The organism is Kribbella qitaiheensis, from assembly GCF_042657745.1.
GTDB classification, from domain to species: Bacteria; Actinomycetota; Actinomycetes; order Propionibacteriales; family Kribbellaceae; genus Kribbella; species Kribbella qitaiheensis.
In genome coordinates, this window is the sequence record NZ_JBHSKE010000080.1 from 1 (window position 1) to 21,589 (window position 21,589).

General features: G+C 67.9%; 19 protein-coding genes. 11 read left to right on the plus strand and 8 right to left on the minus strand.

Annotated features, from left to right (window positions below):
* Positions 1-351 precede the first annotated feature (351 nt).
* Both ACFPJ1_RS41640 and ACFPJ1_RS41645 read right to left on the minus strand, forming a co-directional pair.
* Entirely contained in the window at positions 352-1,197 is an 846-nt protein-coding gene (locus ACFPJ1_RS41640; protein WP_380111934.1) for an alpha/beta fold hydrolase, read from the minus strand.
* A gap of 19 nt (positions 1,198-1,216) precedes the next feature.
* Complete coding sequence (locus tag ACFPJ1_RS41645; protein ID WP_380111935.1) at positions 1,217-2,080, minus strand: hypothetical protein; 864 nt, start codon at positions 2,078-2,080, stop codon at positions 1,217-1,219.
* Between the two features lie 112 nt (positions 2,081-2,192).
* Between ACFPJ1_RS41645 and ACFPJ1_RS41650 the strand changes: the two genes are divergently transcribed.
* The 5 genes from ACFPJ1_RS41650 to ACFPJ1_RS41670 all read left to right on the plus strand — a co-directional run bounded on the left by ACFPJ1_RS41650 (position 2,193) and on the right by ACFPJ1_RS41670 (position 5,271).
* Positions 2,193-2,690, plus strand: a complete 498-nt coding sequence (locus tag ACFPJ1_RS41650) for a MarR family winged helix-turn-helix transcriptional regulator (protein ID WP_380111936.1) — start codon at positions 2,193-2,195, stop codon at positions 2,688-2,690.
* A 119-nt stretch (positions 2,691-2,809) separates the two neighbouring features.
* Complete coding sequence (locus tag ACFPJ1_RS41655) at positions 2,810-3,007, plus strand: hypothetical protein (protein ID WP_380111937.1); 198 nt, start codon at positions 2,810-2,812, stop codon at positions 3,005-3,007.
* A complete protein-coding gene (locus ACFPJ1_RS41660; protein WP_380111938.1) occupies positions 3,000-3,803 on the plus strand; it encodes a GNAT family N-acetyltransferase in 804 nt (267 codons plus the stop codon). The genes ACFPJ1_RS41655 and ACFPJ1_RS41660 overlap by 8 nt, the downstream gene beginning before the upstream one ends.
* Before the next feature lie 12 nt (positions 3,804-3,815).
* Positions 3,816-4,769 carry a hypothetical protein gene (locus tag ACFPJ1_RS41665; protein ID WP_380111939.1) on the plus strand — a complete coding sequence of 318 codons (954 nt, stop codon included), beginning with the start codon at positions 3,816-3,818 and terminating at the stop codon, positions 4,767-4,769.
* Positions 4,770-4,881: 112 nt separating this feature from the next.
* Positions 4,882-5,271, plus strand: coding sequence for a YciI family protein (locus tag ACFPJ1_RS41670; RefSeq protein ID WP_380111941.1), 390 nt, complete (start codon positions 4,882-4,884; stop codon positions 5,269-5,271).
* A gap of 111 nt (positions 5,272-5,382) precedes the next feature.
* Here ACFPJ1_RS41670 and ACFPJ1_RS41675 read toward each other — a convergent pair whose 3' ends face one another.
* On the minus strand, positions 5,383-6,168 hold the full coding sequence (locus ACFPJ1_RS41675) for an SGNH/GDSL hydrolase family protein (protein WP_380111942.1): 786 nt from the start codon (positions 6,166-6,168) through the stop codon (positions 5,383-5,385).
* Positions 6,169-6,344: 176 nt separating this feature from the next.
* Here ACFPJ1_RS41675 and ACFPJ1_RS41680 point away from each other — a divergent pair, with 176 nt between their 5' ends.
* Entirely contained in the window at positions 6,345-9,344 is a 3,000-nt protein-coding gene (locus ACFPJ1_RS41680) for a sacsin N-terminal ATP-binding-like domain-containing protein (RefSeq protein ID WP_380111943.1), read from the plus strand.
* A gap of 10 nt (positions 9,345-9,354) precedes the next feature.
* Here ACFPJ1_RS41680 and ACFPJ1_RS41685 read toward each other — a convergent pair whose 3' ends face one another.
* From ACFPJ1_RS41685 to ACFPJ1_RS41700, 4 genes are read right to left on the minus strand one after another with little or no spacing between them, the layout of a single operon-like run.
* Complete coding sequence (locus ACFPJ1_RS41685; protein ID WP_380111944.1) at positions 9,355-9,936, minus strand: carboxymuconolactone decarboxylase family protein; 582 nt, start codon at positions 9,934-9,936, stop codon at positions 9,355-9,357.
* A complete protein-coding gene (locus tag ACFPJ1_RS41690; RefSeq protein ID WP_380111945.1) occupies positions 9,936-10,739 on the minus strand; it encodes a class I SAM-dependent methyltransferase in 804 nt (267 codons plus the stop codon). Before ACFPJ1_RS41690 ends, ACFPJ1_RS41685 begins: the two co-directional genes overlap by 1 nt.
* 14 nt (positions 10,740-10,753) lie before the next feature.
* Positions 10,754-12,547, minus strand: coding sequence for a BTAD domain-containing putative transcriptional regulator (locus ACFPJ1_RS41695; RefSeq protein ID WP_380111946.1), 1,794 nt, complete (start codon positions 12,545-12,547; stop codon positions 10,754-10,756).
* Positions 12,548-12,583: 36 nt separating this feature from the next.
* Complete coding sequence (locus ACFPJ1_RS41700; protein ID WP_380111947.1) at positions 12,584-13,399, minus strand: class I SAM-dependent methyltransferase; 816 nt, start codon at positions 13,397-13,399, stop codon at positions 12,584-12,586.
* A gap of 399 nt (positions 13,400-13,798) precedes the next feature.
* Here ACFPJ1_RS41700 and ACFPJ1_RS41705 point away from each other — a divergent pair, with 399 nt between their 5' ends.
* From ACFPJ1_RS41705 to ACFPJ1_RS41725, 5 genes are read left to right on the plus strand one after another with little or no spacing between them, the layout of a single operon-like run.
* Entirely contained in the window at positions 13,799-15,643 is a 1,845-nt protein-coding gene (locus ACFPJ1_RS41705; RefSeq protein ID WP_380111948.1) for an ABC transporter substrate-binding protein, read from the plus strand.
* Positions 15,640-16,734 (plus strand): ABC transporter permease, encoded by a 1,095-nt coding sequence (locus ACFPJ1_RS41710; RefSeq protein WP_380111949.1) that lies wholly within the window; start codon positions 15,640-15,642, stop codon positions 16,732-16,734. The genes ACFPJ1_RS41705 and ACFPJ1_RS41710 overlap by 4 nt, the downstream gene beginning before the upstream one ends.
* 5 nt (positions 16,735-16,739) lie before the next feature.
* The gene (locus ACFPJ1_RS41715; RefSeq protein WP_380111950.1) at positions 16,740-17,615 is read left to right on the plus strand and encodes an ABC transporter permease; all 876 of its coding nucleotides are present in this window, start codon (positions 16,740-16,742) and stop codon (positions 17,613-17,615) included.
* The gene (locus ACFPJ1_RS41720; protein ID WP_380111951.1) at positions 17,608-18,423 is read left to right on the plus strand and encodes an ABC transporter ATP-binding protein; all 816 of its coding nucleotides are present in this window, start codon (positions 17,608-17,610) and stop codon (positions 18,421-18,423) included. Before ACFPJ1_RS41715 ends, ACFPJ1_RS41720 begins: the two co-directional genes overlap by 8 nt.
* On the plus strand, positions 18,420-19,307 hold the full coding sequence (locus ACFPJ1_RS41725; protein WP_380111952.1) for an ABC transporter ATP-binding protein: 888 nt from the start codon (positions 18,420-18,422) through the stop codon (positions 19,305-19,307). Before ACFPJ1_RS41720 ends, ACFPJ1_RS41725 begins: the two co-directional genes overlap by 4 nt.
* A gap of 121 nt (positions 19,308-19,428) precedes the next feature.
* Here the strand turns inward: ACFPJ1_RS41725 and ACFPJ1_RS41730 are convergent, their stop codons facing one another.
* A complete protein-coding gene (locus ACFPJ1_RS41730) occupies positions 19,429-21,471 on the minus strand; it encodes a phosphocholine-specific phospholipase C (protein ID WP_380111953.1) in 2,043 nt (680 codons plus the stop codon).
* Positions 21,472-21,589: the final 118 nt, after the last annotated feature.

A 21,589-nucleotide genomic window follows, 5' to 3' on the forward strand; every position in this document is an offset into this window, starting at 1 on the left:
GGGAACCCACGAGGAGCGGAGGCCCCGCTCCTTCATCGCATCAAGAGTCGGAACTTGTTCCGATCCCGCAGGGACGCCGAAGGCGCTCTTGACGCACACCGGCCCGACTAGCACCATCACGCAGCCCGGGGACGCAACCACCTCCACTGATGCCGGAAGCAACCACTCCAGCTGTTGCCGGAGGCGGCCACCCGCACTGATGCCGGAGCAACCACCGCAGCTGTTACTGGACGCCACCTGCGCTGGTGCGGAAGCAACCACCCGCGCTTGTTTCGACCCCACCTCGTCCCTCGAGAATCCGCCTGAGCGCCGCGGTCACGGTGCGGGCCGGGGGTTGAACCTGCTGGCTGGTCAGGGCTCGAGGAAGCTCTCGACGGCCTGGAGCCAGAGTTCTGGTTGATCGATGTGGGCCATGTGGCCGGCCTCTTCGAGGATGACCGGGGTTGCGGTGGGGATGAGAGCTGCGGCCTGGTCGGTGAGGTGGGCTGGGAAGGTCATGTCCTGGCGGCCGTGGAGGAGGAGCATCGGCAGGCCGAGGGTGGCGAAGCGCTCGGGGGCGTCGGGGTAGCGCGGCGAGGGGAGGATGCCGGCCAGATATGGAGCGTCCCAGTCGTCGGTGAAGTGGACCTGGTCGATCCGCTCGAGGTAGTCGTCCACGACATCGTCCCTCCACACGCCAGTGCGAGCGCCCGCGACCGCCTCGGCGCGATTGCGGTCTGGGCCTTGAAGATCGGCGGGGAGCAGGGCGGCAGCCTCCAGGTTGCGGGCGTCGCGTTCCGCCCAGCCTGAGAAGGCGTCGGCTGGGACCGGCAGGACGCTGCTGGAGGCAACGATCAGTCGCCGTACCCGGCCGGTCTTCAGCGCGAGGCGTTGCGCAATCATCCCGCCGTACGAGAAGCCGAGGACGTCGGCCTGCTCGAGTTCCAGGTGGTCGAGCAGGCCGACGAGGTCGTCGATGACCAGGTCCGGGGTGTAGCGGTCGGAGCCGAGGCCGCCAGTGGAGCGGCCGCAGCCGCGGAGGTCCGGGAAGACGAGTTGGTGATGAGGCGCCAGGCGGATGAGTGGTTCGCGGAGGTAGGTGTGGTCCCAGCAAGGGCCGCCGTGGATCACCAGCAGAGTGCGGTCGCGCGGACCGGGGGAGCGGGCGACGAACAACTCGACCTCGGCGGATACCCGGATGCGATCCTCACTCAGCACCCGGGTGAGTCTGGCATCGTCAGCCGACAGTTTCCTTCATCAGCCCGGCGGATTGAGCTTCCAGCCAGGGGAGAGCGGCCTGGCGGGACCAGCGGTTGACCTCGGTGGCGAGGGCTGCGGAGGCGGAGGGGTTGCCTTCGTCCTTCGCAAGTACTGCGAGGAGGGTTTGCTGCGCGAGGGTGCCTAGGAGGTGGCCGACCTTCTGGCGGAGTTCGGTGGAGCGTTCCCACTGGGTGCGGGCGAGGGAGAGGTTGCCGGCGGTGTGGGCGTGGTCGCCCAGGTGGCGAAGGGCCAGCGAGACGAGGAGGTCGTCGCCGGATCGCTCGCCGAGAACGAGTGCGGAGGTGTAGGCGGCGAAGGCGTCGGCGGGGAGCTCACGGAGGTTGTCGGCGATCACGCCTGCATAGAAGGCGGCGTGCCCGGCGCGCGCGTCGTCGGGTGCGGTATCGCGAAGTTGCTCGACGCGCTTCGCTAGGGCTTCGGCGTCAGCGCGCTTCGCGGGAGCTTCGGCGTCCGCGCGCTTCGCGAGGTCTTCGGCGGGAACGCGGTCATCTGTCCCGGACTGGACTTCCTCGCCGCCGGTGAGCAGCGCCGTCCCGTAGTCCTCCCGGAGGCGGAGGAAGTCGAGATCCCAGCCGAAGATCGCGTCGGGAGATCCAGCGAGCGCTTCCTCTAGTACTGCGAGGGCGTGGTCGGCGTTGGTGGTCTGCTGGGCGAAGTCCTGGTCGACGGCGACTTCGGCGAGAGCGGCGGCGATCGCCAGGCGTTCGGCGGGAGTGGCCGGGGTGACGGCCTGCAGCAAGGTGGTTGCCGTGCTCCACCTGCCTGCTCGCATCAGGGCGGTGCTGGACTCGAGTACGGGGGAGAGCGCGATCTCTGCCATCGGTCTGGCCTCACTTTCGACTCGGAGAATCACTGACGACTTGGAGAGCTGCAGAGTATTTCGACATCGAAACTTTTGACAACAAACCTTCAGCCGCTGAATAATCCAGTGCGTGAAGGACTCGATCGACGCGCACGTCGAGCTCTGGGCCCAGGAGCTCCCCGGGATGGATCTCCGGGTGGAAGGGATCGCGACCCGCCTGCAGGCGCTGGCGAAGTACCTCGACCGCCGGCGGGACGCAGTACTGGCTGAGCATGGGCTGCAGTGGTGGGAGTTCAAGACGTTGCACATGTTGCGGCGGGGCGGAGCGCCGTACCAGGCCACGCCCGGGCAGCTGGCAACTCAGCTCGGCCTCTCACCAGCTGCGATGACGAACCGCGTCGACGCTCTCGAGCGCCACGGCTACGTGGAACGCCACCACGATCGCGACGACCGGCGCAAGGTCGTCGCCACGCTCACGCCATCAGGACTCGAGCTCTGGCAGCAAGCACTCGGCGACATCACCCAAGTAGAGGTCGACCTGGTCGGCCAACTCTCGACCACCGACCAGGACAGCCTCATCACCCTCCTCCGCGGTCTGATGTTGGCGACCGAACCAGGGCCTCGCTGACAGCCGCAGCAGCCTCGCTGAAATTCGTAGCCCAGAAAATGTAAAGGCAAGCGAGCCGGCTCCGACGTACCTGTGAAAGCGCCCGAGAGGGAGGCGCCCACAGGGAGGAGTGCGGAGTCATGGAAGCGCTGAGTGTGATCGTGAACAGCAAGATCGTCGCCGACGACACCCGTCGGTCCGTGGCTGGGGACCTGCCGTTCGAGCGGCCGAGGCGTCACCCGTTGCGCGCTCTCCGGCGGAAGCTCAGCCGCCGCGCACTACCGGCGCAGCAGGGAGCCGGTCGCCCCCGGCTCGTGGCACAGTCCTCTGGTGACTGAACAAACGAGTGATGACCAGGTAGCTGTCCTGCTCGCGGCGTACGACGAGCAGCTCCGTGGCGGGAGTGAAGCCGCGGACGTGCCGACGAGTACCGATGGACCGCTGATCCGGGTGGAGTACCCAGGGCGCGGGTTCGTCAGCTATCGCTCTCTCGAGGGGATCGACGGGGCTGAGCTGGACGCGCTGATCGCTCGCCAGCGGGACTACTTCGCCGCCAAGGGCGAGCCCGTCGAGTGGAAGACACGGGGACACGACCAACCGGCTGATCTGATCGAACGGCTGGTCGCGGCCGGCTTCGTGCCGGAGGAGCGGGAAACGGTCGTGATCGCGGAGAGCGCTCACGTCGTGGAGCGCCTGAGCGGTCGCGACTCCGTGGAAGGCGTCACCATCCGCCGAACCACCGAGCGAGTCGACTTCGAGCGCATCGCCGCGATGGAGTCGACCGTCTGGCACCAGGACTGGTCCTGGCTCGCCGACGACCTCGTACGCCGGCAGGCCACCGGGCTGACCGACATCTTCGTGGCGGAGGCGGACGGCGAGGTGGTCTCGGCCGCCTGGGCGGTCTACAAGAAGAACACCGACTTCACCGGCCTGTGGGGCGGGTCCGCCCTCGCCGAGTGGCGGGGCAAGGGCATCTACAAAGCACTCGTCGCGGTCCGCGCCGCGCGGGCCGTGGAACTCGGCTACCGGTACCTCCAGGTGGACGCATCCGACGACAGTTCGCCGATCCTCCAGCGCCTGGGATTCGTCGCGGTCACCACCACTACGCCGTACGTTCACACGCCTGATAGCTGATACACAGGTGCCATGCACCAACTCCGCGCGCTGGGCATCTCCGCCGAGGCCGAGGCGATCTACGTCGACCTGATGGCGCGCGGAGCGCTGAGTGTCGAGGAGGTCGCTGACGGTACGGCGGGGTCGGTCGACGGGCCGTTGGACGAGCTGGCCGCGGTCGGTCTGATCGAGCGGTCCGACGGCAAGGTGCTGCCGCATCCTCCGCATCTCGCGATGGAGGCACTCGCCCAGCGGCATACGAAGGAGGCCGATCTCGCCCGGGAGAGCGCTGCCTTGCTCTCCGAGCTGTGGACAGCAGGCATCGGACAGCAGACGTACGTCGAGTTGCTGCCGTCGGCAGAGGCGGCGTGGTCGGTGCTCGGCAACGTGCAGGTCGATGCCCGTGAGCGGGTGCGGGCGATGACCGTGGGCAATCAGGCGTCGACGCAGCACCGGATCGTGGACGGCTTGTTCGACGCACTCGGCCGCGGCGTGACGTACGAGGTCATCTACGGCACCCAGGTGCTCCAGCATTCGGAGGCGCTGCGGATGGTGCAGCTGTGCGTCGACGCGGGGGAGCAGGCGCGGGTCTTCCCGCAGGTGCCGCTGAACCTGACCATCGTCGACGACCGCTGGGCCTTGCTCTCCGCGCGGACGACGGTCGGCGGGATCACCAGTACCGCGGCGATGGTGGTGCACCACTCGCCATTCCTGACCGGACTTGTCGGGGTGTTCGACGCGTTCTGGCGGATGGCGGTCCCGATCACCAGCGGGACCGAGCCGAGCGACATGACGGGTGCGCCCTCGCTGGAGACGAAGCGGTTGCTGACCTACTTGAGCGCGGGGCTGACCGACGAGTCGATCGCCCGCGAGTTCGGAGTCAGCGAACGGACCATCGCCCGCCGGATCAGCCGCCTGCAGGAGACCCTGGGCGCCCAGACCCGCTTCCAGCTCGGAGTACAGGCCTCTCGTCAGCAGTGGCTGTAGTTCAGATCTGGTGGTTGGGTGGGCCGTGTCGAGATCGGGAAGGCGGCTCCGACGTTGCTGATAGGCGACCCCGGTATGGAGTCGTAACGACGGATCAGAGGGAGCGGGATCGATGAAGTACATGCTGCTGATGCACGCGAACAAGCAGGGCTGGGACGACATGCCGAAGACCTGGTCGCAGCAGGACCTCGAGGTGATGGTCAAGTACATGCACGAGCTGGACCAGGACCTGAGAGACTCCGGCGAACTGGTCGAGACGCGCGGCCTGGCCGGCCCTGACCAGATGAAGACCCTGCAGGCCCAGGAGGATGGCGAGCCGATCATCACCGACGGCCCCTTCGGCGAGACGAAGGAGGTGTTGGCCGGCTACTGGGTCGTCGACGTCGCCTCGGAGGCGCGCGTCCTGGAACTGGCCGAACACATCTCCCGCACCCCCGGCCCCGGCGGTCGCCCGGTCAACCAGGCCGTAGAAATCCACCCCGAAGGCGTGGCCCCCGCCTGACCACTCACCTAGTCGAGCGCCCCTACCTCGCTACGCCCGTACGCCGGCGAGGTGGGCGGCGCGCCTCCGTGAGATTGAACTGGAGCCCGCGGAGAGCGCTCCCTGGCGGTCCTACTCGGAGCGGAGTTTCTGCAGGATCAGGTCGGCGACGGCAGCCATTCCGGCTGCGTTCGGATGGTACGGCGCTGCGCCTGGGCGCAGGGCGAATCCGGTGGTCCACGGTTCAACCGAACCGATCGCGTGCTCCCTGCTCGCGGCCGATGCGGCGATCAGGTCAGCGCCGGTCTTCTCGGCGGCGGTCGCGAAGGCCTGAGCTAGCCCGTCCGCGATGAAGCCGATGCTCGGGAGTTGCTCCTCGTTCAGCGGTACGTCGAGCCGCGGCCGAGTAGCCGGCCCCACCAGCGTCAGGTAGTCGACCAGCAGGATCCGGCTCTGAGGAGCGCGTTCCTGGACCTTCGTCACGACCTCCGTCAGCGAGGCGGCAGCCGCGTCGTACTCCGACTGCGCCTTGAGATAGCTGACCCGCGCCCGGATCCGGTTGGCGACGCGGCGGCCCAGCAGCATTGCCGGCTTGGCGAGGGTGTTCATCATGCTGCCGCGAAGGAAGGTGCCGATGTACTCGAGATCGTTGCCCCCGGCAGTGATGGTGACCAGCCGGGTCTCGGGCGCGACTGCCTCGATCTGTGGAGCGGCCCCGTTCTGCGGCTCGGACAGGAGGTTCGCCGTCGTCGCGCCGGAGTACGTGACATCCACCAACCGCAGGTCGAGCGCCGCGGCCACCAGATGCGCGTAGTTCCGCTCCGAACGCCCGGCGGCCTTGTCGACCAACGGCTTGATGCCGGGACCCGCCGCAAACGAACTGCCCATCGCGACATAGACACTGCCAGGTGAGATCACCGAACAGAACCTATCCCGCCCCACCACGATGAGCGAACGCCCCTCACAGCCGAACGACCTTCACAGCCGAACGACCCTGACGAGAACGGCACCTCCATACGTGGCGTTCGCGGGCCGGCTGACCGGCCTCGGCGGCCTGTCGTCAGCTCACCGGGCGGGGACGGCATACTCGCGGGGTGACTGATGTGTTTGGGAGTGGTGGGATTCGGGAGCGAGTGCTGGCCGGGTGGGTGGCGGCGCCTGTTCGGTTCCGGGAGGATGCCAACGCCGAGGAGGATCTGGCGCTCGGTGGATATCTGGACCGGGTGGTGGTCGAGCTCGCCCAGAACGCGGCGGATGCGGCCGCGCGGGCCGGCGTGCCCGGGCGGGTGCGGTTCTCGTTCCGGGACGGCACGCTCGTCGTCGCGAACACCGGTACGCCGTTGTCGGCCGAGGGGGTCGAGTCGCTGGCCACCTTGCGGGCGTCGGCCAAGCGGGACGACGCGGAGAGCGCTGTCGGGCGGTTCGGGGTCGGGTTCTCGGCCGTGCTGGCGGTGACCGACGAGCCGGTCATCCTGTCCCGCACCGGTGGCGTCCGGTTCTCGCGCGCCGACACCGCCGCTTCCGTTACCGAAGCCGGCCGGCAATCGCCTGGCCTCGAGACGGAACTCCGCCGTCGCGACGGCCAAGTGCCCGTACTGCGCCTCCCGTTCACGGCGGACGGCGAGCCGCCGGAGGGCTACGACACCGCGGTGATCCTGCCGCTGCGCGATGAGGCCGCCGCGGAGCTGGTCCGGCGGTTGCTCGACGAGGCGGATGACGCGCTGCTGCTCGCACTGCCCGGTCTCGACCGGATCGAGATCGAGGTGGACGGTTCGGTTCGCGCTCTCACGGACGCGGAGTCGCGGTGGTACGTGCAGCGGGCCGCCGGGATCCTCGACGAGAACGACAGAGAGCGCTTGCTCGCGGACCGCCCGACCGAGGAACGCTCCCGGCCGTTCTGGTCGGTGCTCTGGGCGCTCCCGCGGGACGCCGACACTCAACCGCCGCGGACCGTCCACGCGCCGACGCCCACCGATGAACCGCTGTCGCTGCCGGCGTTGCTGTTGGCAACTTTCCCGCTCGACCCCTCGCGCCGGCACGTCGCCCAGGGTCCGCTGACCGACCGGCTCGTCCAGGAGGCCGCGTCCGCCTATGCCGAGCTCCTGCGCACCCGCGCCGAAGACGGTGCCGATGTCCTCCCACTGGTTCCCACCGGCCTCGCCGCTGGTGCACTCGACCGGGCTCTCCGCGAGCTGATCCTGACCGAGCTCCCCAATACTCCGCTGCTGCCCGCCGTCGAGGACGGCACGCTGCTCAAGCCGCGCGACGCCGTGGTGGTCGAAGGCTCCGACGATGCGTTCAACACCGTTCTCGCCCCGATCGTCGGAGGCCTGGTCAGGTCGGCCCGTCAAGACCGGACCGCCCTGGACGCTTTGGCCGTCCGTCGCCTCGAGCTTGCGGACCTGGTCGATCAGCTCGGCACCGTCGCAGAAGCCGAATCGCCCGAGTGGTGGCGTGGGGTCTATGCCGCGCTCTCAGCCATGGTCATGGATCCCTTGCTCCGTGAGGCTCTCGGTACTCTGCCCGTCCCGTTGGCGGACGGCCGACTCGTCCGTGGAGTCCGTGGCCTGCTCCTGCCCGGCCACGAACTGCCGCCCGGAGTACTGGCGACCTTCGGCGAATACGGCGTACGGGTCGTGCATCCGGATGCGGTGCACCCGTCGCTGGAGAGGCTGGGAGCGCTCTCCATGTCCCCGCGGGCGTTGCTCGATGACAGCGCGGTTCGGACCGCGGTCGAGCATTCCGGCGAGGCCGACGACCCGGACGCGATCGCCGAAGCTGTCCTGGCCGTGGTCGCCGCCGACCCTTCCCATGCCGACGGCCTGTGGTGGCTCTCAGACCTCGTACTGCGCGACGCCGACGGCGAGCTGGTCCCAGCGAACGCGCTGGTGATTCCCGGGTCGGACGCCGAGTCTGTGCTCGACGAGGAGGAGGTTGCGCCGATCGATCGCGCGATCGTCGACCGGTTCGGCATCCCCGCGCTCGAGGCTGTCGGTGTACTGCGCTCGCTGGGAACGGTGTCGGCCTCCGACGTCGCGCTCGACGAGTTGCCAGAGGCCATGGCGGACCTGGACGGGATCCAGGACTGGGCGTACGACGTGGCGCCGGACGGGTCACGGTTCGGCGCGACCGTGGGGGAAGTGGCGGCCGTACGCGACCTCGACTGGATCGTCGACGATGCCTGGCCGCGAGTGCTCGAGATCCTCGGCTCGTCCCCGGAACTGCGTCGCGCTCTGGTCGAACCGGTGCGCGTGGTCGGCCCGGACGACCGGCCGCACGGCGCTCCGTCGTACACGGCGTGGTGGATCAGAGAGCGCGTTCTGCTGCCGGACGGTGAACCGCTGGCTGGTCGGGCGGATCCCGAGGCTGATCCCGTGCTCGCAAACTTCCTCGACCGGGCGCCGGAGTGGAGCGCACGGCTGGACCCGGCCGTTCGCACGGCAGTGGGTCTCGTCAAGGAGGTCGGCGACCTCGATTCCGAAGGAGTCGGGCTGCTGCTCGAACGGCTCGCGGATCCGGAGCGGGTGGTCGAGGAGAGCGCGATCTTGCGTCTCTGGAGCCAGCTCGGCTCGCTGACGGCGTACCCCGCGCAGACGCCGGAGCGAGTCCGCGTGCTCGGCGCCGGGGGAGCGACCCGCGTGGTCGCAGCCGGTGACGCGGTGGTCGCGGATGCGCCGATGTGGTTGCAGCGTGAGGATCTCGGCGGATTCGTGGTGGCGTCCGGGGTGGTCGCCGACGGGCTGAGCGATCTGCTCGACGTGCCGATGGCGCAGGAAGTTGCCGCAGGCAAGATCGACGGCGAGGGGACCGCGGCCGACGTACCGGAGATCGTGCGTGAACTGGTGCCTGAGGTCCCGGACGTTTGGTGGGAGCACGAGGAGCTGACCGTCGACGGCGCCGAGGTCTCCTGGTGGGTCGACGAGGAGGGCGAACCGCACGCCGCGACCTTCAACGGTCTGGCGAAGGCGCTGGCCTGGTCAGCCGGTCGCTGGGACCAGCGCCACGCGATCCTTGCCATCCTCAACGATCCCGCCCGCGCCTCCGAACTCCGCATCGACGCCACCTTCGACCACCCGGCCACTCCACCCGACTGATCCGGCAGGGTCAGTCGGCGAGCGGACGACCGTAGGTGATCTCCTTGAGGACCGCGGGCGGAGCGACCGACCTGTACTCCGCGTCCGGCCGCGCGCCGAGCGCGTCGTTGATCGTGGAGAACGCGATCCGCAGCGCCACGAACGCGGTGATCGCGAAGATCTGCCGGTCGGTCCACCCGGTATCCCGCAGCGCGCGCACGTCCGGAGCCGAAGTGCCGTTGGGATCACGAGCCACCTTCCGGGCCCACTCGGCGAGTGCGTGTTCGGCGGGGGACAGACCGAAGTCGTCCCCGCGCAGTACACCGGCCGCCAGATCCTCGTTCGCCACCCCGGCGAGCTTGGTGCCCCAGGCAACGGAACAGTACGAGTCGCCCAGCGCCGAAGCGCACGCGGTGACGAGGATCCCGCGCTCACGGTAGCTCAACCCGTGCTCGTGGACCAACTGGCGCAGGAGCTCGAACATCCCCTCATGCAGCGCCGGCTGATAAGCCCACAACCTCGACGCGTTCATCACGAACCCCACCTCCTCGAGGTCATCCGCGAACATCGCCTCGGACTTGGCGGTCGGCTCCGGCCAGTCGATCAGGCTCATCACCTACCCGCCTTCCGTGCCAGATACGCGGTCACCGCGAGCTCGGCCCGCAGCGGAAGCCCATCGCGCACCCGCTCCTGAGCCTGAGCAACCGCTCTCGCCAGGAACTCGGCCTCTCCTACGTTCTGGATCGCCTCGTACGCCGGTCCGGTGGACGCCAGCGCGCGGGCATAAAGCTCGGGATCGGCGAACTCCCAGGCGAACGGCAGGCTGACCCGTTCCACCTCGACGAATCCGAACCGCGGGAGCAGTTCCTCGCCGACCCCGGGCCGCCCGAGGGACACCATGTTCGCCTGGTTCTGCACCTTCGCCGTCGACGCGAGCCGGAACGGCTGCAGTGCCCACACCCCAGGGGACTTCTTGAGATGTCCCCAGACACTCAGTCCGACGCGGCCACCCGGTGCGAGCACCCGGTAGATCTCGGCCAGCGCGGCCGGCGTCGTACCCCAGACTCCGCGGAAGCTGGTGACGACGTCGAAACTGCCGTCATCCCAGGGCAGCGCGTGCATGTCGCCCACCCGTACGTCGGAGCCCGGGTTCCGGTCCTTGGCGACGGCAACGAGTCGAGGAGCCGCGTCGATGCCCGCGCAGCGAGCACCGCGAGCCCGAGCGAGTTCAATCGAAAGCCCTGCCCCACAAGCGATATCGAGCAACCTGTCGCCATCGGTGACGCCGAGCCGGTGGTGCAGAGCGACGTACTCCCGGCAGTTCGCGGGCTCGCTCAAAGTCGCGAAGTCGACTGCCCGACGGCCCCAGCCCTCGTCGACCAGCCTCCAGGCCGCCGCAGCGGTACTGGTGGTCATGGTGTCTCCCAAGATCAATGAAGTAGTGCGGTGAGGGCGGGATTGTCGATGCCGGCGGCAAGGAGCCGGGCGGAGCCGGCGGCCTGCTCATCGCCGAGGTTGGCCTGGTGCAACTTGGCCCGAACCACGAGCTCCCGCATGTCGCAACGCGCCGCCAAAGCAGCCAGCTGAGTCACCAGCGGCTTGGCCCGTACGTCGTCGTCGCGATCCAGCGCGGTCGTGATCGCCGCGTCGAGCACGTGCGCGTGGATCCATTGGTAGCGGTCGGGTTCGCGGCTGGACCGGCTGGCTGCTTGGTCGAGCCACTCGGTCGCGCCCGCGTGATCGCCGCGGCCGGCGCTGAGCATGCCGAGCCCGCGACCCGCCATACCTTCCCAGCAAGGGTCATTGAGCTGGCAGCCCAGCACCCACGCCTGCTCGAATCCGTCGACCGCGGCGTCGACGTCACCCGCCACCAGATCGAGCTCGGCCTTGAGCGCTTGCGGCCAAGGCAGGAAGGCGATCCAGCGTTCCTGCCGGACGAGATCGAGCGACTCCCGGACGATCGTGTTCGCCTGACTGTGTTCAGCCCGCAGCAGGTGTGCCCGCCCCAGCAACGACAGGGACCACGCTTGCTGGCGGCGATCCCCGCACCCACCGGCGAGCTCGGCGGACTCGGTGAGCTCCTCGAGTGCGGCCGGGTAGTCCCCGACGTCCGAAGAGTTCATCCCTCGTACTCCGAGGATCGCCGCTTGCTCCTCATCCGTCTCGGCCAGCGCCTGGGCTTTCGCCAGCCAGGTGGCCGCAGTACCGCGTCGGCCGGCCTGGACCTCCACGAAGCCCAGCTCGCGATGGGCGGTCACCGAGGTGACCCGGTCACCTGCCTGATCGGCGACCAGGATCGCTTCGTGCAGGACGATCGCGCCCTCTTCGTCATGACCGCGGATCGCGTGGACGAGGGCACCGCCGAGAGCGGCGAGAGCGCGACCTCGGAGGACGGTGTCGCGGCAGTGATCAGCCTCGGCGACCGCTCTCCGCAGACACTGCACCCCGGCGTCGACCGCACCCGCCACGATCGCCGCCCGGCCGGCCTCCAACTGGCTTGCCGCGGCGGCTCGGCCACTCAGTGGCGGACCCGACAGGGAGCCTGGTCCAACTGACGAAGCCTCTTTGAGAGTGGCAGAAGCAGACACCCCGAGCTCTCGCCGGAACAGGTCCTCGCAGACCGCGATCTGCCGCAGCGCGCCCTGCCGATTGCCTGAGATCGCGAGGCTCCGGACGAGCAGTTCATGGTTGCCCTGCTCGAGCGGATTGATCTCCACTGCCTTCGACGCATAGGGAATCGCGTCCTTCGCCCGCCCGCAGGCGACCAGCGAGACCGCCGTCTCCCGCAGCCGTGCCTCGATCGCGGCAGAGAGCCGCTGCCGCTCCACCAGCAACCACGAGGCGAATTCGGGGCACGAGGCAACTTCCACCCCTTCGAGAAGTTCCCCGCCCAACGTCAGCAGCGGCTCCGGATCGGCCGACTCCGCGGTGACCAGCAAGACATCCACGCTCGTCCGGTCGTCGAGTGTCGCGACGACCGGATCCCCGGTCAGGACGTCGTGCGCGTCCAGCGCGCGGCGAAGCTCGGCCAGCGTCCAGCGCAACGCGCCCAACGGATCGTCCGCGTCCGCGAACAGCAACTCGGCCAGCTTCTTGCGGCTCGGTGGGCGATCCGCCAGCAACAGGTAGGCGAGCAGAGCCCAGGCCTTGCGGCCGCGGGGCGGACGAACCGGACTGCCGGCATGCTCGATCGTCGGCGGTCCCAGCAGCCGGATCGTCCCCATGGTCACCCTCCCCCTGAATTTCCTCAGTGTGACCCGTCAGTGCCTGATGCCGACAGCTTCGAGGTACTCCGCGCGGGCGGCGACCGTGCCGTCGTCGGCCTTGTTGAACGCGCGCGGCACCTCGGCGAGATCGGCCGCGAACTTGGCCAGGTCGTCACCGGACAAGGTGCCCGCGAGCTTCGTGATCGGGCCGTAGAACTGCCGGAACCACTCGGAGAAGTGGTCGAGCGAGCGGTACCTGAAGACATACTCGCGCTTGGTCAGGCCGACCCACTCGACCCGGTCGCCGAAGAGCGACGCCAGGTGTTCCTCGGTTCCCCACAGCGTGGCGGGCTGGACGCCCGCCGGCGGCGGTGCCCACTTCGACACCGTCTTGAACAACTGACCGACCATCCCGGCCGGCGTCCAGCTGGCCAGCGCGATCTTGCCGCCCGGCGCGGTGACCCGCACGAGCTCGTCCGCGGCCTGCTGGTGGTTCGGTGCGAACATCACCCCGACCGTGCTGAGCACCAGGTCGAACTCCTTGTCCGGCACCGGCAGCTGCTCGGCATCGCCCTCGAGGAACGTGACCGGCAGATGCTCGGCGGCCGCCCGGTCACGACCCTGGGCGAGCAGGTTGGCCGCGTAGTCGACACCCGTCGCGTCGGCGAAGCGTCGCGCGGCGGCCATCGCGGCGTTGCCCTGACCGCAGGCGACGTCCAGGACCTTCTGGTCCGCGCGGACGTCGGCGGCTTCGACCAGCAGCTCGGCGATGATCTGCAGCGTGTTGCCGACTCGGGGATAGTCCCCGGTCTCCCAGCCGGCGCGCTGCTTGTCCTTGATGGCCTCGAAATCGACAGCCGTGCTCGTCATGCGTTTCCCCCTACCGATGTTGGTGCGTCCCCCAGCAACGCCACCGCCCCTTGCGGCGTTGGCTCGATCCAACCAGCTGGACGTGTGATCGACCGTGTGACGGCAGAGGCGAATCCATCGTCACAGAGAGCAAGGCAGCGTTGTCAGGGGTTGATATATCGACTGACCAGCGGGTTAGGCGCACAGATTGCAACGTTGGAGCCAAAGTCTTGCCAACGTTGTCATCGCTACTTATAGTCCGAGGAACATTCCGGGCCGTAGTCAGAGCCGAGGAGCAAGTGAAATGGAGGTGGCTTCCATCACACAGGTCGGCGCGCGAGGAAGCGCCGGGTGAGGGCGCGAAAAAGCGCCGAGTGAGGAGAGTCCCGCGGGGGACTCGGAACCGAAGGGATCCACATCGTGACCGATGCGCCGCGCCCACAGTTCGAAGACGTAGCAGACGTCCTCCGCCACCAGTTGAGCCGCCAGTTGAGCAGGCGCCTGGTGGTCGGTGGCGGAACAGCCGGCCTGGCCGCCTTCCTGGCCGCCTGTTCCGGTAACGGAGGGTCGTACTCCGACAAGCCCGCCAACCAACCCGCCGCGACCAAGTCGATCCAGATCGGCAAGGCCAACATCCCGACCCCACGGGACCAGACGGTCATCGTCGGCCAGGTCGAGTACACGGTCTTCGACAGTTTCAACGGGATGATCCCGAACGGCACGCCAGGCGGCGCCGGCGTGGAGCTGAGCACCGAGCCGATGTTCTTCCTCAGCTTCGCCACGGGCAAGCTGACGCCGTGGCTGGCGACGGAGTACAAGTACAACGACAGCCACACCGAGCTGACCATGAAGTTCGACCCCAAGGCGCACTGGAACGACGGCCGGCCGCTGGGCGCGAACGACTTCAAGTTCACCGTCATGCTGCTGAAGGATCGTCCTGACCTGTTCGGCGGCGGCGGTGACTTGAAGGAGTTCGTGAAGGACGTCGAGGTGACCGACGACCACACCGCGGTGGTCAAGTTGCTCAAGCCGACGCCGCGGCTGCACTACAACTTCATCGCCGCGATCGCCGGCGCGCCGATCAACCTCATGCCCGAGCACGTGTGGAAGTCGCAGGACCCGACGAAGTACAAGGACAACCCGCCGGCCCGGTCCGGACCGTACAAGCTGAAGCAGGCGATCCGGAACCAGAAGATGTTCATCTGGGAGAAGGACCCGAACTACTGGAACAAGGACAAGCTCGACCCCAAGCCGCAGTACGTGATCTTCCAGAGCACGTCGAAGCAGCTCGACCAGGCGTCGCTGGCGTTCGAGCGCGCCGAGTTCGACGTCGGCTCGGTCGACGAGCAGCACGCCAAGCAGTTGCGCAACACCGGGTACCCGAATCTGGTCACGACCCAGTTCCACGACCCGAACCCGCGGGTGATGTGGCTGAACTGCGACCCGGCCCGGGGCGTGGTCTCGGAGCCGAAGATGCGCTCGGTGATCAACTACTGCCTGGACCGGGAGAAGATCGGCAAGTCGATCTGGCCGATCCAGGTGCCGCCGGCCCAGTACCCGTGGGCGGACTACCCGACCAACGACAAGTGGAAGAACGACGAGCTGGCGAACAAGTACAAGTTCGAGTTCAACCTGGACAAGGCGACCGAGCTGCTCGACGAGATCGCGCCGAAGAACGCCGCCGGCAAGCGCACGTACAAGGGCAAGGAGATCAACCTCGAGATCATCACGGTCTCGCCGGTCGACGGACCCGAGTACGCGATGGCGAACGTGCTGAAGTCGGACCTCGCGAAGGTCGGCGTACCGGCCACCCTGCGCAGCCTGTCCGGCAGTGTGCACGACGAGAAGTTCCAGCGCGGTGAGTACGACATCGACTCGAACTGGGCCGGCTTCGCCATCGACCCCGAGCAGCTGTACTCCGACTGGGAGAGCGGCAAGGCGCAGCCGATCGGCAAGAACGCCGCCCAGAAGAACAAGATGCGGTTCCGGAACGCCGAGTTCGACGCGGTGTCGGCGCAGCTGGCCCAACTCGACCCGGAGTCCCCGGAGGCCAAGCCGCTGCTCGACAAGGCGCTGGAGATCTACTTCCAGCAACTGCCGTTGCTGCCGGTGATCCAGACCGGCTACCCGTCGTACTTCAACACGGCGTTCTGGACCGGCTGGCCGACCGACGACGATCTGTACGAGGTGCCGCTGAACTGGTGGCCGCATTTCATCTTCGTGCTCGCCAAGATCAAGGCCACCGGGCAGAAAGGACCGGCGTGACGGCGGAAGCGCCGCCGGTCGAAGCTGTCGACAGGCCGCGGGACTCCGCACCCTCGACGGGGGTGCGGGCCCGGCTGTCGCGGCATCCGCTCGCGGCGTACGCGATCCGCCGGTTCGGGCTCTACCTGGTCGAGCTGTGGGGCGCGCTCACCATCGCGTTCTTCTTCTTCCGGCTGATGCCGGGTGACCCGATCCAGACCCTGATCCAGACCCTGCAGCAGAACTACATCTACAACCAGCAGGCCAGTGCCGAGATCATCGCCCGGTACCAGCACGAGTTCGGCCTCGACGGCAACATCTTCTCCCAGTACCTCAAGTACATGGAGAAGCTGGTCCTGCACGGCGACCTGGGGCCGTCGTTGATCAACTACCCGACGCCGGCGCAGGACGTGATCCTGCGGGCGTTGCCCTGGACCATCGGTCTGCTCGGGATCTCCGCCGTCCTGGCCTGGGTGTTCGGCATCATCATCGGCGCGATCGCCGGCTGGCGGCGCGGCAGGCTCGGATCGTCGATCGCGACCAACCTGTCCATCGCGCTGTCACACGTGCCGTACTTCTTCGTCGCGCTGATCCTGGTCTACATCTTCGCCTACTCACTCGGGATGCTCCCGGCCAGATCGGCGTACGACTCCCGGATCGAGCCCGGACTCAACCTGGACTTCATCGGCAGCGTACTGAAGTACGGCCTGTTGCCGGGGTTGTCGATCGTGATCATCGGGACCTTCAGCTGGATCCTGTCCACCCGGATGCTGATGGTGCCGGTGCTCGGCGAGGACTACCTGGTGTACGCCGAGGCCAAGGGCCTGAAGGGATGGCGGATCCTGACCCGCTACGCGCTGCGGAACTGCTACCTGCCGCAGATCACCGCGTTCGGCATCTCGCTCGGCTTCATCTTCAACGGCAACGTGCTGGTCGAGCAGCTGTTCAACTATCCGGGTCTCGGGACGACGCTCGTCACGGCGATCCAGCAGCTCGACTTCAACACGATCCTCGGGGTGACGAACATCGCGATCTTCTCGGTACTGACCGCGGTCCTGATCCTCGACCTCCTGCTCCCGTTGCTTGACCCTCGCGTCAAGTACTGGAAGTGATCGCGATGAGATTTCTGGAAGCGGTGCTGCGAACGGTCCGGCACAGCCGGCGGCTGGCGATCGGACTGATGATCCTCGGGCTGATGGTGCTGCTGGCCGTGCTCAGTCCGTTGATCGTGAAGGCGATCGGTGGCAGCACCGATCCGCTCGAGCTGGCGGCGTACGAACGCTGGCTGGTACCGGGGCCCGGCCATCTTCTCGGCACGGACCAGTTCGGCCGGGACGTGTTCGCGATGGTGGTCAGTGCACTGGCGGTGTCGCTGCAGATCGGCGCGATCGCCGGCATCATCTCGACCGTCGTCGGTGTGCTCGTGGCGTTCGTGGCCGGGTACAAGGGCGGCTGGATCGACGGGGTGCTGTCGACGTTCACCGGGATCCTGCTGGTGATCCCGACGTTCCCGTTGCTGATCGCGCTGTCGGCGTACGCCAAGAACGTCACCCTGTTCCAGGTCGGGGTGATGATCTCGATCTTCAGCTGGCCGTTCGCGGCCAAGACGATCCGTTCGCAGGTGCTCAGCCTGCGCTCGCGGCCGTACGTCGACCTGGCCCGGGTGAACAAGGCCCGGGACCTGGAGATCATCGGCACCGAACTGCTGCCGAACCTGCTGCCGTTCATCGGCGTCGGGTTCGCGTCGTCGGCGCTCGGCGCGATCTTCGGGCTGGTCGGGCTGGAGGTGATCGGTCTCGGCCCCGGTGGCGTGATCGACCTCGGCCAGATCATCTTCAACGCGATCAACACCGGCGCCCTGACCCTCGGGGCCTGGCCGATGTTCGTCGTACCGATCGTGCTGCTGACGCTGCTGTTCGCCGCGCTCAACATGATCAACATCGGGTTGGAAGAGGTCTACAACCCACGGCTGAGAGGAGTGGCCGGTGAGTGAGCAGACCGTGCTGGAGGTGTCCGGCCTCGAGGTGACGTACTCGACGAACCGCGGCGACGTGTGCGCGGTGGAAGCCCTCGACCTGTCCGTACGCCGGGGCGAGATCCTCGGGGTCGCTGGGGAGTCGGGGAGCGGCAAGAGCACGCTCGCCGTTGCGCTGCTCAGGTTGCTCAAGCCACCGGGCAAGGTGACGGCCGGCTCCGCGATCTTCCATCCGAAGGGCAGGTCGCCGGTCGACCTGCTGAAGGTGCAGGGCGAGGAACTCCGGGTACTGCGGTGGAGCGCTCTCTCCTATCTGCCGCAGGGGTCGCAGAGCTCGCTCAACCCGGTGATGCGGGTCGAGGATCAGTTCAGGGACGTCATCCTGGAGCACGCGCCAGGACGCAAGGAAGCGCTCTCCGAGCTGATCCATCGGATGCTCGCGCAGGTCGGGCTGGATCCCCGGGTGGCCCGGATGTACCCGCACGAGTTGTCGGGCGGGATGAAGCAGCGCGTGCTGATGGCGATCTGCGTCGCGCTCGAACCCGACCTGGTGATCGCCGACGAGCCGACCACCGCGCTGGACGTGACGATCCAGCGGGTGATCCTGCAGAGCCTCGCGGACCTGCGGGACGACTTCGGCGTCACGCTGATGGTCATCTCGCACGACATGGGGGTGCACGCGCAACTGGCCGACCGGGTCGCCGTGATGTACGAGGGCCGGCTGGTCGAGGTCGGGAACGTGCACCAGGTCTTCAAGGACCCGCGGCACGAGTACACGCGGCAGTTGATCGAGTCGATCCCGCGGGTCGGAAGGAGAGCGTCATGACCGACGACAAGGTGATCGAGCTCCGGGGTGTTCAGCAACGGTTCCACGCCCGCGGCACCCCGGACGGCTACCTGACCGCGGTCCAGGACGCCAGTTTCACGCTGGCGGCCGACCCGCCGCAGGTGGTCAGCCTCGTCGGTCAGAGCGGCAGCGGGAAGAGCACGATCGCCCGCAACGTGCTGGGTCTGCAGAAGCCGACCGCCGGCACGGTGACGTATGGCGGCAAGGACATCTTCAAGCTCGACCGCGCCGGGTACGACGAGTACCGCAAGAACGTGCAGCCCGTCTTCCAGGACCCGTACTCGATCTTCAACCCCTTCTACCGAGTCGATCGGGTGCTCTGGAAGGCGGTGAAGAAGTTCTCGCTCGCGTCCACCCGGGCGGCGGGGGAGGCGCTGATCGAGGAGTCGCTCAAGGCGGTCAGCCTGGATCCGGGTCGCGTGCTCGGCAGGTATCCGCACCAGTTGTCCGGCGGGCAGCGGCAGCGGATCATGCTCGCCCGGATCCACATGCTGCGCCCGGCGTTCGTGATCGCCGACGAACCGGTCTCGATGCTGGACGCCCAGATCCGCAAGATGTTCCTGGACATCCTGCTGGACTTCCAGCGCGAGCACCGGATGACGACCCTGTTCATCACCCACGACCTGTCGACCGTCTACTACCTGGGCGGCCAGGTGATGGTGATCACCAAGGGAGTTATCGTCGAACGCGGCCCGGTCTCGTCGGTGATGCACGAGCCCAGTCACCCCTACACCCGCCTGCTGCTCGACTCCATCCCCCAACCCGACCCCGCGAACCGCTGGACCACCCGCATCAAGGTCGACGAGTCACCCGACGCGGACACCATCGCGGCCGAGGCTCCGGAACCACGACCGCTGCTCTAGGTGTTCAGGGCCGGACTCCCAGGCCATCAATCGCACGACGGCCGGCCTCGTGGACGGCTGGCTGGGCGCCTGCTCGGAGGTGCCGAGCGTCGATTGATGTACTGGAAGTCCGGCTCTCGGGTCAGTCGGTGATGATCGCGGGGTCGCTGAGGCCGGGGTCGCCGGTCTCGACGTGGCCGGCGAGCCTTCGGAGGAAGGCGTCGGCGGTCACCACCACGTCGTACCAGCGGCGGCTGTGGGCGAGGTCGACGGTGTACTTCGCATGGCTGCCGGCCCGGAGCTTGAGGGTCTTGGCCTTGCCGCCGTAGGTGTTCGTGATGGTGACCGTCGTGGTGGCGTCGCCGTTGTTGGTGATCGTCAGGTCGAGGTCGCCGCTGCGGGCGTTGTGCTTGGCGGTCACCTCGAGACCGGCGACGGGCTTGCCGTGGAAGGTGCGGAGGAACCCGTTCGGGCCGTGCACGGTCAGGTCGTACAGGCCGCCGGAGTACGCGGTGTTCCAGGTGTCGGAGATCGACTTGCCGGCCTCGGTCGTGTAGGTCCAGGGGCCGTCGGAGCGGTTCCCGGAGGTGACCAGGAACTGCCCGCCGGCCGCCGTACCGGACCGGAACGTCAGGCCGAACTTGCCACCGGCAACCACCTTGCCGTCCACGGTCGGTGCGTAGGGCAACGGCCTGGTACGCCGGGCGCCGCGTTCCTGGCCCGGCACGCTCCCGACCGCGGGAGGCGTCGGCCGGTAGTCCGGGTGCCGCTCGTTGTCCGGCGGCTCGTAGGCCGACGTGTCGGGCAGGCGCTCGGGGCGGTTCTCCTCGCGGCTGAAGTCGAAGGCCGACGTCAGGTCACCGCAGACCGCGCGGCGCCAGGGCGAGATGTTCGGCTCGTGTACGCCGAACCGGCGCTCCATGAACCGGATGATCGAGGTGTGGTCGAAGACCTCGGAGCAGGTGTAGCCACCCGTGCTCCACGGCGAGACCACCAGCATCGGCACCCGCGGACCGAGGCCGTACGGCCCGGCGGCGTACCGCGGTCCACCCGGGTAGAGGTCGGGGGCGACGTCGGTCGTGGACAGCCCCTGTGCCGCCGACGACGGCGGGTACGGCGGTACGACGTGGTCGAAGAAGCCGTCGTTCTCGTCGTAGGTGATGAAGAAGGCGGTCTTGCTCCAGACGTCCGGGTCCGACGTGAGCGCGTCGAGCACCTGCGAGATGTACCAGGCGCCGTAGTTCGACGGGAAGTTCGAGTGCTCGGTGAACGCCTCGGGCGCCGCGATCCAGGAGATCTGCGGGAGGTTGCCGCTCTTGACATCCGCGCGGAGGTGGTCGAACAGGCCGTCACCGGCCTTCGCGTTCGTGCCGGTCCGGGCCTTGTCGTAGAGCGGGTTGCCGGGGGAGGCGTTGCGGTACTGGTTGAAGTACAGCAGCGAGTTGTCGCCGTAGTTCCCGCGGTACGCGTCCTCGATCCAGCCCCAGCTCCCGTCGGCGTTCAGGCCGTCGCCGATGTCCTGGTAGATCTTCCAGGACACCCCGGCCTGCTCGAGCCGCTCCGGGTAGGTGGTCCAGCCGTAGCCGAGTTCGTCGTTGCCGAGCACCGGGCCGCCGCCCGTGCCGTCGTTGCCGGTGTACCCGGTCCACATGTAGTACCGGTTCGGGTCGGTGGCGCCGATGAAGGAGCAGTGGTACGAGTCGCAGATGGTGAACTTGTCCGCCAGCGCGTAGTGGAAGGGGATGTCGTCACGGGTGAGGTAGGCCATCGTCGGCGCGGTCTTGGCCGGCACCCACTGGTCGTACTTGCCGCTGTTGATCGCCTGGTGACCGTCCGGCCAGCTGTGCGCGAGGCCCTGCAGGAACTGCATGCCGAGATCGTCGGCCTCGGGGTGGAAGGGCAGAACCTCCTTGCCGCCGCCGGTCTGGTGGAAGACCGACTTGCCGCTCGGCAGCGTCACCGGCCGCGGGTCGCCGAAACCGCGGACCCCCTTGAGCGAACCGAAGTAGTGGTCGAAGGACCGGTTTTCCTGCATCAGAACGACGATGTGCTCGACGTCCTTGATGTTCCCGTGGCGTCGATGGGCCGGGATCGCGGCAGCTTGCTCGATGCTGTTCGACATCGCTGCGAAGGCCGCGGTACCACCGGCCAGCTGGAGGAACCTCCGGCGATTGAGCTCTGGCATGACTGGGTCTCCTCATCGGGGCGGACGGGTGGAGCGTTCAACACCAGCACTGCATCGCAGGCACCCTAACCGGAACACCCGATGGACGGATCATGAAGTTTCATGTTCACTACCCCCG